This window comes from Paenibacillus sp. JZ16 (assembly GCF_015326965.1).
Classification (GTDB): Bacteria; Bacillota; Bacilli; order Paenibacillales; family Paenibacillaceae; genus Paenibacillus_AQ.
Genome location: NZ_CP017659.1, coordinates 1,019,668 through 1,033,485, shown reverse-complemented (window position 1 = coordinate 1,033,485; position 13,818 = coordinate 1,019,668). Strand labels below are relative to the sequence as shown.

At 45.0% G+C, this 13,818-nt stretch carries 12 protein-coding genes; 11 read left to right on the top strand and 1 reads right to left on the bottom strand.

Features of this window, described 5'->3' with window-relative positions:
- The first annotated feature begins 22 nt into the window (after positions 1 to 22).
- The 7 genes from BJP58_RS04560 (at position 23) to BJP58_RS04530 (ending at position 7,192) form a co-directional block, all read left to right on the top strand.
- Positions 23 to 700 (top strand): response regulator transcription factor, encoded by a 678-nt coding sequence (locus BJP58_RS04560; RefSeq protein ID WP_194542979.1) that lies wholly within the window; start codon positions 23 to 25, stop codon positions 698 to 700.
- A complete protein-coding gene (locus BJP58_RS04555; protein WP_194542978.1) occupies positions 697 to 2,517 on the top strand; it encodes a sensor histidine kinase in 1,821 nt (606 codons plus the stop codon). Before BJP58_RS04560 ends, BJP58_RS04555 begins: the two co-directional genes overlap by 4 nt.
- A 180-nt stretch (positions 2,518 to 2,697) precedes the next feature.
- Positions 2,698 to 3,399 carry an N-acetylmuramoyl-L-alanine amidase family protein gene (locus BJP58_RS04550; RefSeq protein ID WP_194542977.1) on the top strand — a complete coding sequence of 234 codons (702 nt, stop codon included), beginning with the start codon at positions 2,698 to 2,700 and terminating at the stop codon, positions 3,397 to 3,399.
- Between the two features lie 22 nt (positions 3,400 to 3,421).
- Positions 3,422 to 4,099: a GDSL-type esterase/lipase family protein gene (locus tag BJP58_RS04545; RefSeq protein ID WP_442953950.1), complete on the top strand. Its 678-nt coding sequence runs from the start codon at positions 3,422 to 3,424 to the stop codon at positions 4,097 to 4,099.
- Positions 4,100 to 4,134: 35 nt separating this feature from the next.
- Positions 4,135 to 5,541, top strand: coding sequence for an MBOAT family O-acyltransferase (locus BJP58_RS04540; RefSeq protein WP_194542975.1), 1,407 nt, complete (start codon positions 4,135 to 4,137; stop codon positions 5,539 to 5,541).
- A gap of 12 nt (positions 5,542 to 5,553) precedes the next feature.
- Positions 5,554 to 6,693, top strand: coding sequence for a DHHW family protein (locus BJP58_RS04535; protein WP_194542974.1), 1,140 nt, complete (start codon positions 5,554 to 5,556; stop codon positions 6,691 to 6,693).
- Positions 6,694 to 6,697: 4 nt separating this feature from the next.
- Positions 6,698 to 7,192 carry a DUF4358 domain-containing protein gene (locus BJP58_RS04530; protein WP_194542973.1) on the top strand — a complete coding sequence of 165 codons (495 nt, stop codon included), beginning with the start codon at positions 6,698 to 6,700 and terminating at the stop codon, positions 7,190 to 7,192.
- A gap of 19 nt (positions 7,193 to 7,211) precedes the next feature.
- Here the strand turns inward: BJP58_RS04530 and BJP58_RS04525 are convergent, their stop codons facing one another.
- Positions 7,212 to 8,132, bottom strand: a complete 921-nt coding sequence (locus BJP58_RS04525; RefSeq protein ID WP_194542972.1) for a helix-turn-helix transcriptional regulator — start codon at positions 8,130 to 8,132, stop codon at positions 7,212 to 7,214.
- A gap of 98 nt (positions 8,133 to 8,230) precedes the next feature.
- On the opposite strand from BJP58_RS04525, the gene BJP58_RS04520 reads away from it, so the two are divergent.
- The 4 genes from BJP58_RS04520 to BJP58_RS04505 all read left to right on the top strand — a co-directional run bounded on the left by BJP58_RS04520 (position 8,231) and on the right by BJP58_RS04505 (position 13,757).
- Positions 8,231 to 8,695 carry a VOC family protein gene (locus BJP58_RS04520; protein WP_194542971.1) on the top strand — a complete coding sequence of 155 codons (465 nt, stop codon included), beginning with the start codon at positions 8,231 to 8,233 and terminating at the stop codon, positions 8,693 to 8,695.
- A 78-nt stretch (positions 8,696 to 8,773) separates the two neighbouring features.
- The gene (locus BJP58_RS04515) at positions 8,774 to 9,343 is read left to right on the top strand and encodes a YdeI/OmpD-associated family protein (protein WP_194542970.1); all 570 of its coding nucleotides are present in this window, start codon (positions 8,774 to 8,776) and stop codon (positions 9,341 to 9,343) included.
- A gap of 190 nt (positions 9,344 to 9,533) precedes the next feature.
- A complete protein-coding gene (locus BJP58_RS04510; protein WP_194542969.1) occupies positions 9,534 to 10,364 on the top strand; it encodes an isocitrate lyase/PEP mutase family protein in 831 nt (276 codons plus the stop codon).
- 348 nt (positions 10,365 to 10,712) lie between these two features.
- Positions 10,713 to 13,757 carry a 3-keto-alpha-glucoside-1,2-lyase-like domain-containing protein gene (locus tag BJP58_RS04505; RefSeq protein ID WP_194542968.1) on the top strand — a complete coding sequence of 1,015 codons (3,045 nt, stop codon included), beginning with the start codon at positions 10,713 to 10,715 and terminating at the stop codon, positions 13,755 to 13,757.
- Positions 13,758 to 13,818: the final 61 nt, after the last annotated feature.

Below are 13,818 nucleotides of genomic sequence, written 5' to 3'. Positions count from 1 at the left end.
ATAAAACTTGAGAGGTTGTCACATGTCTAAAACAATATTGATTGTAGAAGATGAGCATATTTTACGAGAAATCATAAAAGATTATTTGCTTGAAGAAGGTTATGAAGTGCTCGAAGCGGATGATGGCAGAAAAGCTTTGGGGCTATTCCAGGAACATGAGCTGGATCTGATCATTCTGGATATCATGCTCCCTGAATTGGACGGATGGTCCGTATGCAAACGCATCCGAAAAGTATCTAACGTTCCGATTATCATGCTGACGGCCCGTTCGGATGAGGATGATACCTTGATGGGTTTTGAACTGGGAGCCGACGACTACGTAACCAAACCGTACAGCCCTCCAATCTTGCTGGCACGGGCGAAGCGGCTTTTGGAGAGCAGACAGACTCGGGAACAAGAAGACGATACATTGTCCAGCAACGGTATTTCCATCCACTTTCCATCCCGAACGGTGGCGGTGGATGGGGAAAACTGCAGTTTGACGCATACGGAATTTGAAATTTTGGCTTATCTGATGAAAAACAAAGGAATTATTATAACCAGAGAACAGCTGATTACAAAAATCTGGGGGTATGATTTTGTCGGTGATGAGCGTACGGTCAACAGTCATATCCGCAATCTGCGTTCCAAGCTGGGAGAGCACGCCAAGCATATTGCTACGATCGTTCGATCAGGTTACAAGTTCGAGGACAAGTTATGAAACAAGGCATTGTTCTTAAGCTGTTTCTATTTACGACGGGATTATGCTTATTCATTCTTGCTGTTATCTTTACCTTGCAGACCGTATTTTTCAAACAGTATTATGTTCATCAGAAAGTGAAGGACGTGAGCGCGGCGCTTCAGGCTTACGAACAAGACTACCTGAATCAAACAACGGACACGCAGGAGACGGCAAAGCTGGAGCAAGATTTTTATCAAAAGCATAACATCTGGGTTACGACTGTGGACACCCAAGGTAATTTAAAGTACACCGATGATTTCTTCATGAAAGTCAAGCTAAGACATTCGGAAGAAACCATGTTTTCCAATAAAACGATGACCATTCCTCTGTATAGTGTGATCGACGTAGAGGACTTCAGCAGTGATAATCCGTTCCTCACGCCTTGGATTAAAGAAGGGGAAGAGATCGCCATGGAAGGTTTGATTATGAATGGCCAGCCGGTGATCCAGCGGATGGGAAGGGGTAATTCTAACCTAAGAGACGAAAGCAGGCTGGAAAATTCGCAGATGATAAGAAAAGAGTACGAGGTCGTCACTCGATTTGCGAGTCCGAACCAATACTTTGAGAAATATCCCACATTTCTGGTCGAGGGAACCATTATGAAGGTCCAGTTACCGGAAGGCGCAGGGGTCTCGCGTTATACCAATCACTTGTTGCTGGACCGCATCCAGGCTTTCCAAGCGGATTTATTGTACGGCGACTGGAAGGATAGCAGGAACCCCAATCAGATCGTAGATTATAAAGAAAATGACGTGAATTACAAAATTATCGTGAATCGCATCCAAGATCGCGACGGAAATCCCGCATATCTGTTCGCGATGGCGTCACTCCAGCCGGTTAATGAAGCCGCAGGGATGATCAAGGAATACTATGTGTACATCATTATTGCTACTCTGCTTCTCGTGGTGCTGGCATCGTTCTATTATTCTCGACAGATCACACGGCCGCTGCTGCGCATCAACCGTACCACACGGCAAATGGCAGACCTTGATTTTTCGGAGAAAATCCCCATTACAACGAAGGATGAAATCGGGGACTTATCACGCAACATTAATGAGCTCTCCGAGCGCCTGCACTCTCATATTCTTCGGCTTGAGCAGGATATCGAGAAAGAAAAGCAGCTGGAGAATACGAGAAAAGAATTTATATCCGGCGTATCCCACGAGCTGAAAACTCCACTAAGCGTTATTCAGAGCTGTCTGGCCATTATGAAGGACGGGGTGGCAAGCCATAAAAGGGATTATTACTTTAAGGCGATGGAGGACGAGGTCAAAAGAATGGATCTGCTGATCGTGGATATGCTGGAATTGGCCAAGTATGAATCCGGAACGTATACCATGGACATGGATTCCTTTTATATCGACACCGTTATCGAGCGGGTATGTACAAAATTGGCTGCGGACATCGAAACAAAGCAGTTACATCTTGATATGTCACTGAAGCCAGTCGAAGTGCTGGCAAATGAGCGGCGAATGGAGCAGGTCGTTGTCAATTTCCTCAGCAACGCGATTCGCTATACACCGGAGCAGGAGTCCATTCTTGTCAGTATCTTGGAAGATGGGGACACCGTTAAAGTATGCATCGAAAATAAAGGAGTCCACATTCAAAGCGAACAGCTTGAGAAGATCTGGGACCGGTTTTATCGCGGCGAGCCTTCCCGAAAACGGTCGACTGGAGGGACCGGGCTGGGCCTTTCTATCTCCCAAAAGATTCTGGAAATGCATGGTGTCCGATATGGTGTAACCAACACTCCTGATGGAGTCCTATTCTATTTTCATTTGAATAAGAAAGCGTAGAACCCGGTTCTGCGCTTTTTTAATTGAAGAGTTGTTCTTGAAGGTTCTTATGGACCTGTCAGGAACAGCTCTTTTTTGTTTGCCGCCGCCAAAGCCTATTACTCTATGAAAGTTTGATATCATCTGCACCTTATCTTGATCTCTGGCTACTACACTTTTATCAGGAGGAGGAGAGAACGTATGAGAAAAGGCAGCTCGATTATAATCACTCTTATGTCTGCGCTGGTGATCGTTCTGCTGTGTCAACTTGTTTCGAGGGAAGGGACGGCAAGCGACCGCAAAGCCGGCATGGATGTCCGCTCGGATAAGATAAGAACGCTAGAATACCGGTCAGAAACACCTTATAAGGTCGTGATTGATTCAGGACATGGCGGTAAGGATAACGGCGCAACGGGAGCCAGTGGTAGTTTTGAGAAGGATTTTACGCTGCAGCTAGCGCTAAAGGTAGAAGAACTGGCAAAACAAGAGCCGCAGATTGAAGTGGTTCTCACTCGATCAGAGGATCGCTTTATATCTTCGATTGACCGGGAACGGCCGGAAATCGCCAATCGACTGGGTGCGGATATATTCATATCCATTCACGGAAATACGTACGAAGACGCTAGTGTTTCGGGTACAGAAACCTACTATTATCATGAAGATTCCCAGTTCTTGGCGGAAATTATGCAAAAGCATTTGGTTCAGACCAGCGGATTTCGGGACCGGGGAGTAAAAAAAGAGGATTTCTTTGTCTTGAAGGATTCGAACATGCCGGCCGCTCTAATCGAAATGGGTTATTTAACGAATCCACAAGAAGAGAATGAAATGCTGACGGAAGATTTCCAATACCGGATGGCAAGCTCTATTCTAGACGGAATTAAAGAAGCTTTAAATTTAAATTAAAGAGAAAGAGAGGAACATGAACATGAAAAAAATAGTTGCAACCCTACTCCTTGGGAGTATTGCACTTGTATTGGCAGCATGCGGAAACGAATCCTCAAGCTCGAGTCCGCAGCAACCGACCACTCAAAACCAAGGACAGGCAACGGAATCAAAAGACTCCGTAGAAACCGAGTATCAAGCACTTTTCCAGAACAGCGTTTTTGTGGGGGATTCCATTACGGAGGGTTTATCATTTCATGATGTGCTTAAAGAGGAGAATGTTCTGGCAGGCGCAGGAAAAACGGCGGAGTTTGCACTTCAAGATATGGCTGAGTTGACTAAGCGGGATCCGGAACATGTCTTTATCCACTTGGGATCGGATGACATTTTGTGGCCAACGGATAACCCCAAAACCTATTCCTTGAAAAACTATGCGAAGTTGATCGGGATGATCAAGGAAAAGCTTCCACAAGCGAAAATAACTCTTTTATCGGTAACCCCGGTAACGGCAGAAGCGGAAGAGCTGGAACCAAGATATAAAAATATCAATGATTATAACCAAGGCTTAAAAGAGTTGGCGGAGAAAGAGAACATTGGATATGTTGATTTGTCCCCGATATTTTCAAACGGCTCAAATAATCTGTACGATTCGGACGGGATTCATTTTAAACCGGAGTTTTACGCAAGCATGCTGGACCTGGTAAAAGATCAAGTGGAATAACATGTTATGGATCAATCAACATGGAGGTGTGAGTATTGGTCTTTAGCAGCCTAATATTCCTGTTCCTCTTTCTGCCGGTCACCATTCTGATCTATTACGTTTCTCCGATGAATTTTAGAAATGCTGTCCTCCTTGTTGTCAGCCTGATTTTTTATGCATGGGGAGAGCCCATATACATTTTCATCATGATTTTCTCCACGGTCTTCGATTATATCAACGGGCTGCTGATCGATAAGTATAGACATCGGAAGCTGATGGCCAGATCGATTTTTATCGGCTCGATGGTCGGCAGTCTGGGTATTCTCGGATTTTTCAAATATGCGGATTTTGTCGTGGACAACATCAATCTGTTGTTTCACATGAATATCCAAGCAGACGATTTGCCGCTGCCTGTGGGCATATCTTTCTATACCTTTCAAACGATGTCTTATGTCGTTGACGTATACTTGGATAAAGTATCGGTGCAGAAGAATTTCATCTCTTTTGGGGCATATGTGACCATGTTCCCGCAGCTTGTAGCGGGTCCCATCGTCAAATACGGCGATATCGCGGAACAGCTCGTTTCCCGTAAGGTGTCGCTGGACCGTTTTGGCGAAGGGGCGGAGCTGTTCATCAGGGGACTTGCCAAAAAAGTGCTGTTGGCCAATAATATCGGATTATTGTGGGCGAGTGTTAAAGCGACGCCGATCGAGGAATTGAGCGTACTCTCCGCCTGGCTTGGCATTACCGCATTTACTCTGCAAATCTATTTTGATTTCAGTGGTTACTCTGACATGGCACGGGGACTAGGGAAAATGTTCGGATTTGATTTCATGGAAAATTTCCGATACCCCTACATCTCAAAAAGCGTAACCGAATTTTGGCGCAGATGGCATATTTCGCTCGGCAGCTGGTTTCGGGAGTACGTTTATATACCGCTTGGCGGTAATAGGTCAGGCTTTATGAAGCAGCTCCGGAATTTACTGGTCGTATGGTTTTTAACCGGATTATGGCATGGAGCCAGCTGGAACTTTATCATGTGGGGTTTGTATTTAGGATTCTTTGTGATCATCGAGAAACGATTTCTTTTGCAAAGTCTTGGACGTTTACCCGCTTTTGTCGGCCATGTTTACACGCTTCTGGTCGTTGTGATCGGCTGGGTATTGTTCGAAATGGAGCAACTGGCTTCCGCTTGGCGTTTCATCGGCGTGATGTTCGGTTTCGGCGGGCATGCTTTTGCGGATCAGCAGGCGCTCTATGATTTGTCTGCGAATGGTGTATTGTTTGTCGTGTTGGCAATCTGTGTTACTCCGCTTCCAGGAAAGATGTTATCCTGCATGAGGGAAAAATGGAGAATCGCCGGCGTGATTACCGTTCCGCTTATCTATTTTTTATTCATGATCCTGTCGACGGCTTATTTGGTCAATGAAACCTACAATCCGTTTTTATATTTTCGATTTTAAAAGGGGACAGCCATGGGATATTACAAAAATTTAAAAAATAAATTGCTGGCCTTATTGCTGCTCCTATTTATTAGCGTAATCGCAGTTCTTCATCTTTTGGCGGTGGATCGTTCATTTTCGGAGTCGGAAAACCGGATGCTGAAGCAGCTGCCGCACTTGTCGCTGAAAGCATTGCTGTCAGGAGATTTCACAGCCGATTTCGAAAAATATGTGTCCGACCAATTTGTTTTCAGAGACTTTTGGATCGGGGCAAAAACCGATGCGGACCGGCTCTTGGGAAAAAAGGAGAGCAACGGAGTTTACCTAGGAACAAACGGGTATCTGATTCAGGATGTTATTTCCCCGGCGGAAGAGGACTTGAGGGAGAAGCTCGAAGCCATTCATTCGTTTGACCAGGCCACGACGGAAATGAATAAATATGTGATGCTGGTACCAACGGCAGCCGCTCTATATAAAGACAAGCTCCCGAAATATGCGATCATCGGCGATCAAGAAGCATACTTGAAAAAAGTAAAGCAATGGCTGAATCCCAATATACGTTTTATCGATGTTTTTCCAAGTTTATATGCTGCGCGTGATCAACCTATATATTATAAAACCGATCATCATTGGACGACGAAAGGCGCTTATATCGCTTACCTGGAACTTTGCAGACAAATGGGGCTGACACCACAGGAAGAGGAAGAGTTTAACATCCAGCAAGTAACCGATGTATTTTACGGCTCGCTTTATTCAAAAAGCGGTTTCAGACATGTACAGTCCGATCGTTTGGAGCTTTATATGTCAAAGGATCAAGAGAAATATACCGTAACGTATGTCGATGAAGAGAAGACCACGGATTCATTGTATGCGATGGAGCAGCTGCTCAGGAAGGATAAATATGCGGTGTTTCTTAACGGTAACCATGCACGAATCCATATTAAAACGGCTAATCCGAGCGATAGAAAGCTGCTGGTGGTCAAAGATTCGTACGCTAACAGCCTGATTCCTTTCTTAATTAAGCATTTTAGCGAAATACATGTGGTAGACCTTCGGTATTATGATGAGGATTTAGCGTCTTTCGTGAACGAGCAGGGGATCCAGGACATGCTATTGCTTTATAATGCGAATACGTTTTTCGAGGACCCATCCATCAAAAATGTAACGGAGTGATTAAATGAAGAAACAATGGAGCGGGAAAAGGAGTTTTTACCCCGTTATGCTTGCATTCATCGTCGTAATTGGCGTATTGTCCGGTTGCGCAGGCAAGGATGACAAGACTTCAGAACAATTGACTGCCACCGAAATCGGAAAAAGTATCGAGCAGGCAGTTAGCCTAAAAGACATGAAAAAGCAGGATCTGAATAAGCTGCAGAAATTGTACAAGATGGATGCAGACAGCATGGATGATTTTATTCTTTATACGTCTACATCGAATGTAAAAGCTGATGAATTGGCCATTATCAAGCTGAAGGATGAGAGTCAGGCAGAAAGCGTCAAAGTGAATATGGAGCAACGAATCGAAGCACAGAAAATGAAATTCAAGGACTATCGCCCCGATGAATATTTTCTGGTCGATAATCACGTGTTAAAGACGAAGGGGCGATTTATTTTCTTCGCGGTTTCTAAAGACGCCGAATCAATGGAACGCATGTTTGACAGTGCTTTTTAACAGAAGCCCAGCTCAAATCCTAATTTTCCAAATAAGAATATTTCTCCACCATTTTATATAAATACTTTCGAAACTCTTCCACGTATGATTCAGGTTCTACGATTTCCAGATTCGTGCCGAAACCTGCTAAAAATTGAAATCCAATATGGTTTTGAGGTACATAAATGGTTGCCAAGAAATATTCAGAATTATAGTTTGAAATACTCTTTCGACCGTACCTTTCAATGAATTGATCTTTTATGCTTGGCGAAATCAATGCCTTTATAGCGACAAGTCGCGGTTGATAACGGGTTGTTTCTTGTTCTAATGCATAATCTCTCGGTTTAAAGGTTTCTTCATTCATATTGAGATTATCGATCCTGGATAATTTAAATGCTCTATAGCTCTGACGATGTAAACAGAATCCCTTCAAATACCAACTCGTCTCGCTATAATGAAGCTGATACGGCTCGACGATTCGATTCGTTATCATGCCATTTTTATCTATATAATCAAATGAAATTATTTTATTCCCTGAGATCGATTCCTGGCATGTCTTCAAGGTTTGAAGAACCTCGGACCGACCCTCCCAATCATAAAATGACAGTCGGACTGAACCTTTCAGTGACGTGGGGTGAACCATGGCTTCTATTTTTTTAATGGTTACTTCAACTTCTTCGCTAATTAGAATTTGTTCCAATCCGCCGAGCGCAGTCAATATATTCTCTAAGTCGGAGCTGCTTAAAAGACGTTTATCCACCTTGTATTCATCCATAATACCGTATCCGCCATGAATTCCATGAACAGAATAGATGGGGATGTTGGATAAACTCAGTGTTTCCATATCGCGAAGAATCGTTCTTTTGGAAACGTTAAATAATTGTGCGAATTCTTTTGTTGAAACGATATCTTTTTTTAGCAGTATCATGATAATCGATATTAATCTTTCAACCTTCTCCATAGCTGCCCCTCTTTTGGTACAAATTTTTAAATGGTGACATGCGTCTGTCACCACTAATAAATTATACTTCATTTATCAAAAGAAGGAGGTACAACTTTATGTCAGCTATAGCATATTTGAATTTTGATGGAATCGCCGAAAAAGCGATTGAATTTTATTCGGAGGCTCTCAATGCGAACGAGGTAAAAAAAGTGAAATTTAGGGATTTTCCGCAGGATCCAAATTATCCATTGCCAGAAAATGAATTAAATATGATCATGGAGTCTTCAATAGAATTTGCAGGCGGAAAAATCATGATGTCGGATATTTTGCCTTCCATGAAGGCGGTAACGGGTGAGTTGGTAAAAGGAAATAACGTGCTTATTAGTGTAGTCATGGATGATAAACAAACATTGGAAGACTACTTTAGCCAATTGTCTGTTGGCGGTCATGTCGTAATGCCGTTATCCAATACCCCTTGGTCTTCGTGCTTTGGCATGCTGGTTGATCAATTCGGAATTGCCTGGAAATTTAATAGCGACGCAGATAAGTTTCTTGATCGTGTCATTTCCAACAAACAGTAACTCATTCAAAACATGGCCTTCCAATGAAAGGCCATGTTTTTATATTCTCATTAGAAAGGAGGAGGGTGGGTTATAGCTATGAAAATTGAGAATGTCATTCCAGCAAAAACGAGAGAGGATTTAAGAATTTGGCTGCAGAACCATGGCAAGACCGAGAAGTCTTGCTTGGTCTTGGTAAGTATGACACCAGCCCCTGATATGTTGTTATATTTGGACGTCGTTGAGGAAGCCTTATGCTTTGGATGGATTGACGGAGTCAAAAAGAAAGTGTCCGAAACCGGGCTGGCCCAGAGACTGTCTCCTAGAAGTAAAAAAAGCACATGGACCGAATTAAATAAAGAACGTGTCCGCCGCCTCGAAAAGTTGGGGTTCATGAGTGACGAAGGCAGGAGGGTTCTTCCTGACATGGATCCCGGTTCTTTCAGAATAGATGGGGGCATCGAACAAAGGCTTAAAGAGGAAAAGCAAGTATATGAGAATTTCATGGCATTTCCGGATCTTTATAAAAGAGTTCGGATCGACACGATACAAAGCTATAAGAATCAGCCGGAATTATTTAAGAGCAGATTAGACAAATTCATAACCAACACGAGAGAAAACAAGATGTACGGTCAATGGAACGATAATCGCCGTCTTATAGATTATTAATATTTCCTGGGTCGAAGGCCAACAACCGTATTCACTCAATTTCTTATAGCTTTTGATTATTATTCTTGACAGACTGTACCATATCCTTCTAAAGCGCAATGTGCATTCCATATTTCGATGTGTATCGAATAGTACTCGGTTTATACTATATACAAAAGTACACCAGAATGTAGATGGGGAGGGTTATGGTATGGACATGACAAAACAGCTTGAACAGCTTGCCGCCTTTAAAAAGCTTCATTCCGATTTCTTTATTTTGCCTAATGCATGGGATGTTGCAAGCGCGAAAACTTTTGAGAAGTGCGGCTTCAAGGCCATTGGCACGACAAGTGCAGGCATTGCGGTTTCCCATGGGTATGCGGATCGGAATATGCCCTTTGATAGGATGCTGGATACGGTACGCAGGATTGTGCAAACCGTGGATACTCCGGTTACCGTGGACATGGAAGACGGGTATGGACAAACACCCGATGAAGTCGCAGAGTCGGTTAAGCAGGTGATCAAGGCAGGCGCGACGGGAATTAACATTGAAGACAGCAGAATGGACCGACAAGCGCCGCTGCTTGATATTCCGGTCCAGCAAAAAAAAATAGCCGTCATCCGGGAGCTGGGGAACGCCATGGCTTATCCTCTCTTTATCAATGCCCGGATCGATTCTTACTGGATCAGGTCTATGCCGCCTGCTAGGAGGTTTGAAGAGACGATCAAGCGGGCCCATGCCTACCAGGAAGCCGGGGCAGATTGTATTTTTGTTCCCGGAATCCAGGATATCTCCGACATCCAAACATTGCGTCATGAAATAAGCTGTCCGATCAATGTATTGGCCGGGCCGGGAATGCCTTCCGCAAATGAACTTGAAGCACTAGGGATTCAGCGCATCAGCACCGGTTCAGGACCTTTTCGCGCCGCACTATCGCTGCTGCATCGCATGGGCCAAGAAATTCTGGAGAAGGGAACTTTTGAGCATATGACTTCGAGAGTCCTTTCTTACGATGATTTATCCAATACTGAAACACCTTAATGGAAAATTAGCTTTGGTAACAATCAAAGAAGGTAGCGTCTCACACACAGATCTTCATTCCCGCAACGCTATGGCTGCTGGTAAAACGGCAGAGCGATGGAGAACAGTTAAAATGTATCCCTGGAGAGTGGGCTTGCCCCACTCCTTTTTTTATGGGCAGGGATTATAATCCATCGTGACAGAGAAAAGTCTGGATGGAGGGGGGAGTGAACGTCAGAAAGCGGGCTGCTTGCTTCCGGTAAAATGTTAGCGCCTTCACAAAAAAACTAAGCAAGAATACAACCGGGCGAACAGAAGTTGCGCCGCCTTATTATCATGGGGTGGATAGATAATCTTGAGGAGGTATTTATGCTTACCATTACAAGAAAAGCAGTTAGTCTGTTGGTGGTGCTTGCCGTAATGATCACAGGATTCTCACCCCGAACTGCGGGTGCCGCAGAAATCGATAGCTATTCCATTTCTTCAATGGATATGATGGATGCCGCTGATCCGGCCACGATACAAAATTACCCGATGCCATCCATCTATACAGCATCCAGCGTGTTTTCATTGAAAGCGAATAACGAAGCGATTCCTGTAATCAGTTATCTGGCTGATTATGATTATGCTCAATTTTCTTTTTCCGGGACGGTCCGTATCGAAGTTACCAACAATGTGCCGATTACATCATTCTCCATCAGTCCTCAGGCCAAAAACATCGAAGGCACGGTCAACGGGAACAAGCTAACCTTCTTGCTTTCATCCTCAACCTATGTGATCGTGAAAATCAATGACCAGAGGAAAAAGATGGTCATCGCGGCAGATCCCTTGGAGACGGATATTCCCCCGTCCACAGGTGCCGGGATTTATAATGTGACGCAGTCGCCATACCATGCGGATAACACGGGCACATCGCTGGCATCGGGTCCGATTCAGCAGGCGATCGATGACGCCCATGAAGCCGGCGGCGGCGTTGTATTCATTCCGGCAGGTGTTTATAAGAGCGGGAACTTGACATTAAAAAGCAACGTAACCTTTTACCTGGCCGGCGGCGCCGTCATTGTCGGCACGGGCAAGGGGGAAGACTACGTGATTGATTTTCGCAAGGATTCACGAAACGCGGATGGAACGTATTTTATTCGTACTGCCGTAGATTCCACCAATATTACAATACGGGGACGGGGAACCATTGATGGAAAAGGCATTGCGATGCGAGAGCGAAAGATGCCGGCGCCGAATAAGAATGAAGGGTTCCTCAATAACCTGCTCGTTCCGATCGCAACATCCAATTTTACTTTTGACGGTTTAATATTGCGGGATGGCGGTTTCTGGTCGTTTATGGTGGTTCGTTCCGACAATGTGACCATAAACAACCTTAAGGGATTCCAGGATTTATACAAAATCGAGAATGACGTTATCGATATTAATGAAAGTCAGAACGTGCTTGTTCAGCATTCGATTGCCATCTCGGATGATGACACGTATTCCACTAAAACCTGGCTGCAAACGGGGATGTCCAAAGACTGGCCGGGCGAGCTTGAACATTTGGAGAACGTGGTCTTTGATGACGCTTTTGCATGGACAAGATGCGCGGCTTTCAAGATTGGCATGGGTGTAGCCCAGCCGCAAATCGGCGTAACCATCCGAAATTCGTATGTGTATCAAAGCGCCAGAGCACTGCTTATTGATCATGGATACCAACTGAATACGCTCCCGGAGGAAGGTTACGCCCAAAATATTACGTTTGAGAATATCGATATCGAACGCGTCGGTATCAATCAATTCGGGAACTATTGGCTTGGAGTGTCCACCAGCACTTCCGGCGATGTAAGCAATGTTGTAGTCAAGAACATCAATGTTCGCGAGACCGGCACCCAGAAATCCAGAATTTCCGGGAATGCCACGAAAGGCGGAAGGGTTAACGGCGTCACGTTCACGGATGTTTATGTCGGAGGCAAGCTTGCAACAACCCTGGACGACTTGAATGTTACCGTCAATAACAATGTAAATGGTATCGTTTTTTCCAATTCAAAACCTCCGCTATTCAGCGACAATTTCGAAGACGGTAACACGGCGGGCTGGACGTCGATGTCCGGTGGCTGGACCGTCCCGACAGTCGGCACGAATCACGTGCTGTCCAGCGGGAACCAGACAACCACCTCCCTGATTACCGCTAACAGCGGGGGTTCATGGACGGATTACGTTTATGAAGCCAGATTGAGAATGCCCATCACCAATGCCAACGCGGGCTTGGCCTTCAGGGTGCAGAATGCAAACAATTATTATATGTATCGCATTCATTCATCGAATCAACAGCTGGAGTTGTACAAATCCGTGAATGGACAATTGACACTTGTAAACAGTACACCCTTCACGGCCATTGAGAAACAGTGGTATAAGGTTAAGGCGGTTATACAAGGGAACACGATTTCCTGTTACGTGGATGGAGAATTAAAGATGGAATGGACCAATCCTGTAACCGAATTGACGGCTGGGGGGATCGGATTCCGGACCACTTCAGCGGGCGTCCACTTTGACGATGCCGTGGTTAGTCTCCTCAATAAAGCGCCTGAGGAGATTGCCCTTTCACACAACAGTGTTGTTGAAAACACGACGGCGGGAGGTGTGGTCGGAACCTTTTCCACCAGCGACCCTGATGCGGAGGAAACATTTGCTTACATGCTGATAGCAGGGGCAGGGGATATGGACAACAACAGCTTCAGCATTTCGGACAATAAGTTGTATCTAGCCGTAACGCCTGATTACGAAGCTAAGGATAACTACAGCATCCGGGTAAGGAGTACAGACTCAGGCGGGCTGTATGTTGAGAAGACCTTTACGATCCAAGTCACGGACGTGAATGAATCACCCGTGAATCCGGATCCTACGGTCATCCGATTCAGCGACGATTTCGAAGATGGAAATGCCGGAGGATGGACGTCTGCTTCAGGTTCCTGGGATGTAACAACGGACGGCACAAAAACCTTGATTCAGAATCAAGCTGCCACTGCAGTCATTGCTGCCGGCGATTCCTGGACGGATTATACGTACGAAGCCAAAGCGAAAATGCCCATCACCAATGCCAACGCAGGCATTCTCTTCAGGGTACAGGATGCGGGTAATTTCTATATGCTCCGAATCCATTCCGCAGTCCAAAAGCTGGAGTTGTACAAATCCGTGGACAACGTCATGACTCTTGTATCCAGTACTCCGTTTACAACTCAGGCGAACCAGTGGTATACGATGAAGGCTTCCATTGAAAGGAACACAATAAAAGGTTATGTGGATGGAGAATTAAAAGTGGAATGGACCAATCCCGAGACGGAATTGACAGCAGGAAAAATAGGATTTCGGACCACTTCGGCAGGCGTAGCTTTTGATGATGCTGTGGTACTGGCACCTGGTCCGATCTAACTAGTACGGCCCCCGTACCATGTCAATAAGAGCCGATCCACAGGTCGGTCAGCGTTAATGG

What these genes read in the sequence shown, in the direction of transcription:
- BJP58_RS04505 (WP_194542968.1), top strand. Translation starts at nt 10,713, where the DNA reads ATGCTTACCATTACAAGAAAAGCAGTTAGTCTGTTGGTGGTGCTTGCC.
- BJP58_RS04560 (WP_194542979.1), top strand. Translation starts at nt 23, where the DNA reads ATGTCTAAAACAATATTGATTGTAGAAGATGAGCATATTTTACGAGAA.
- BJP58_RS04520 (WP_194542971.1), top strand. Translation starts at nt 8,231, where the DNA reads ATGTCAGCTATAGCATATTTGAATTTTGATGGAATCGCCGAAAAAGCG.
- BJP58_RS04515 (WP_194542970.1), top strand. Translation starts at nt 8,774, where the DNA reads ATGAAAATTGAGAATGTCATTCCAGCAAAAACGAGAGAGGATTTAAGA.
- BJP58_RS04550 (WP_194542977.1), top strand. Translation starts at nt 2,698, where the DNA reads ATGAGAAAAGGCAGCTCGATTATAATCACTCTTATGTCTGCGCTGGTG.
- BJP58_RS04555 (WP_194542978.1), top strand. Translation starts at nt 697, where the DNA reads ATGAAACAAGGCATTGTTCTTAAGCTGTTTCTATTTACGACGGGATTA.
- BJP58_RS04510 (WP_194542969.1), top strand. Translation starts at nt 9,534, where the DNA reads ATGGACATGACAAAACAGCTTGAACAGCTTGCCGCCTTTAAAAAGCTT.
- BJP58_RS04535 (WP_194542974.1), top strand. Translation starts at nt 5,554, where the DNA reads ATGGGATATTACAAAAATTTAAAAAATAAATTGCTGGCCTTATTGCTG.
- BJP58_RS04530 (WP_194542973.1), top strand. Translation starts at nt 6,698, where the DNA reads ATGAAGAAACAATGGAGCGGGAAAAGGAGTTTTTACCCCGTTATGCTT.
- BJP58_RS04545 (WP_442953950.1), top strand. Translation starts at nt 3,422, where the DNA reads ATGAAAAAAATAGTTGCAACCCTACTCCTTGGGAGTATTGCACTTGTA.
- BJP58_RS04525 (WP_194542972.1), bottom strand. Translation starts at nt 8,132, where the DNA reads ATGGAGAAGGTTGAAAGATTAATATCGATTATCATGATACTGCTAAAA.